The sequence below is a fragment of the Pseudomonas sp. P5_A2_2 genome (assembly GCF_054177685.1).
Genome location: NZ_JBGCUL010000710.1, coordinates 1 through 2384, shown reverse-complemented (window position 1 = coordinate 2384; position 2384 = coordinate 1). Strand labels below are relative to the sequence as shown.

The following is a 2384-nucleotide window of genomic DNA, read 5'->3' as shown; positions in this document are numbered from 1 at the left end:
GCACTTCGGCATCCACGCCGTTGCTCAAGGTCAGCGCCTGTTCATCACGAACCCGCACACCGTCACCTTCCTGCAACAACACACCGTTGAGTTCGACGCTGCCYCGGGCCACGTGCACATAGGCGTAGCGGTTGGCGGCGAGTTCCAGGGTGGCGCTTTCCTTGCCGTCGATCAGGCCGGCATACACCCGTGCATCCTGACGCACCTTCAACGAACCCTTGGCACCGTCCGGCGAGATGATCAGTTGCAGGCGCCCGCGTTTTTTCTGGGTGCTGAAGTGCTCTTGCTGATAACGCGGTTTGGCGCCACTGACGTCGGGCACGATCCAGATCTGCAGAAAGTGCACCGGCCGGGTGCTGGAGTGGTTGAACTCACTGTGGGCCACGCCGCTGCCTGCGCTCATCAGTTGCACGTCGCCGGGGCGGATCACCGAACCGGTGCCCAGTGTGTCCTTGTGTTCCAGGGCACCTTCAAGCACATAGGAGAAAATCTCCATGTCGCGGTGCGGGTGCTGGCCGAAGCCTTTACCGGCGGCGACGCGGTCGTCGTTGATCACCAACAGGTCGGAAAAACCCTGCTCTTTCGGGTTGCGATAACTGGCGAAGGAAAAGGTATGGAACGACTTCAACCAGCCGTGATTGGCCAGGCCACGATCCGAGGCTTTGCGAAGAGTCAGCATGATCAAATCTCCTTTCAAGACGTGAATTCGTCCGAGTGAGGAGAAGGTTAATGTTTATCTAAGGATGCAATAAGTAGATGAAAATTGTAATACTGTCTCTTTAAGGTTGACAGTATTCGGGCGCGAATAAGCTATTCTTTTCCGACGTTTGACCTGTGTTTGGTCATAATGCACACATCCCTGATACCGGGCGCAAACTCTGTGGGAGCGAGCCTGCTCGCGAAGGCGTAGTGTCAGTCGCTATCAACTTTGGCTGATACACCGCTTTCGCGAGCAGGCTCGCTCCTACAAGGGGCTGGCGCTCGGCGACCGACCTTCTATGATCCCAGTGAATTCCAATCCATGAAAACCGTGGCAATGGTGCTGTTTCCCGACTTTCTCCTGCTCGACATGGCCGGGCCCATGGAAGTGTTTTCCATCGCCAATCGTTATCTGAAACCCGACGATCACTATGTGTTGTCGACCATCGGCACCGAGCACGGCGCGCTGCGGGCGTCCAACGGGGTGAGCGTGCATGCCGACCGGCACATCGATCAGGCCTGCGAGGGTTTTGATTTGCTGCTGGTGCCCGGTGGTCCCGGTGCCTACAACGAAAGGCATCCGCCGTTGCTCGACTGGCTCAGGCACAACGTCAGCCGGTCCGCTGGTTATGGTTCCATCTGCACCGGGGCGTTCGTGCTGGGGCATGCGGGTTTGCTCGACGGCTATCGCGTTACCACCCACTGGCACTACACCGAGCGGCTGATCAAGGGCTTTCCGAAGGCGACCGTCGAGACCGATCAGATCTTCGTCCAGGACCGCAACCTGATCACTTCCGGTGGTGTCACCGCCGGGATCGACCTGGCCTTGGCGGTGGTGGCCCGGGACCATGGCAAAAAAGTCGCCCAGGACGTGGCCAAGGTGTTGCTGGTGGTGATGAAGCGCCAGGGCGGACAGGCGCAGTTCAGCCCGTTGATGGCGGCGGTGGCGCCTCATGAAACGGCGATTACCCGGGTGCAGAACCATGTGCTTGAACATCTCGATGAAACCTATAGCATCGAGCGCATGGCGGGTCTGGCCAACATGAGCCCGCGTCACTTCGCCAGGGTGTTCGCCCGGGAAGTGAACATGACGCCGATGGAGTTTCTGCAAAGCGCGCGCATCGATTGCGCCAGGAACCTGCTGGAAACCACCGAGTTGCCGCTCAAGACCGTGGCGTTCAAAAGTGGCTTCGGCAGTGTGCGGCACATGCGTTTTCTGTTCAGTGAAAAGCTCGGCCTGACCCCGGCCCAATACCGCGAGCAGTTCAGCTAGCGCGTATGTCCGTCGTGCGCACCGCAATGGCCGTGACGCTCCCTCCGCGGCAGTTGTACCGTCACCGAGGCCTGCCAAGATACCGCTGAACTCATTGCAAGGACGGTGCGGAGCCTGGGCTGGAAGCCAGGTTTCCAGCGGGTGACTGCCCATGAACAGCCTCAGAGATATAAACAGCGAAGCGGTGCTGCAATTCGGGCCCTATGCTTTCCACCTCAGTCAGCGACTGGTGCTGGAGGGCGATCGACCGCTGCGCCTGGGTGGCCGCGCCCTTGACGTGTTGCAGGTGCTGGTCGAGCACGCAGGTTCAGTGGTCAGCAAGGAAGAGTTGATTGCGCAGGTCTGGCCGCGCTCCGTGGTCGAAGAGATCAACCTGCGGGTACACATTGCCGCCCTGCGTCGTGCCCTGGGC

General features: G+C 59.6%; 3 protein-coding genes. 2 read left to right on the top strand and 1 reads right to left on the bottom strand.

Features of this window, described 5'->3' with window-relative positions; all coding sequences use genetic code 11:
• A partial coding sequence (locus ACXRVY_RS24615) for a pirin family protein (protein ID WP_458238482.1) occupies positions 1-679 on the bottom strand: 679 nt, incomplete at its 3' end.
• A 342-nt stretch (positions 680-1021) separates the two neighbouring features.
• Between ACXRVY_RS24615 and ACXRVY_RS24610 the strand changes: the two genes are divergently transcribed.
• A complete protein-coding gene (locus ACXRVY_RS24610; protein WP_223463847.1) occupies positions 1022-1972 on the top strand; it encodes a GlxA family transcriptional regulator in 951 nt (316 codons plus the stop codon).
• Positions 1973-2123: 151 nt separating this feature from the next.
• The coding region (locus tag ACXRVY_RS24605; RefSeq protein ID WP_458238481.1) for a winged helix-turn-helix domain-containing protein at positions 2124-2384 on the top strand (261 nt) is incomplete at its 3' end.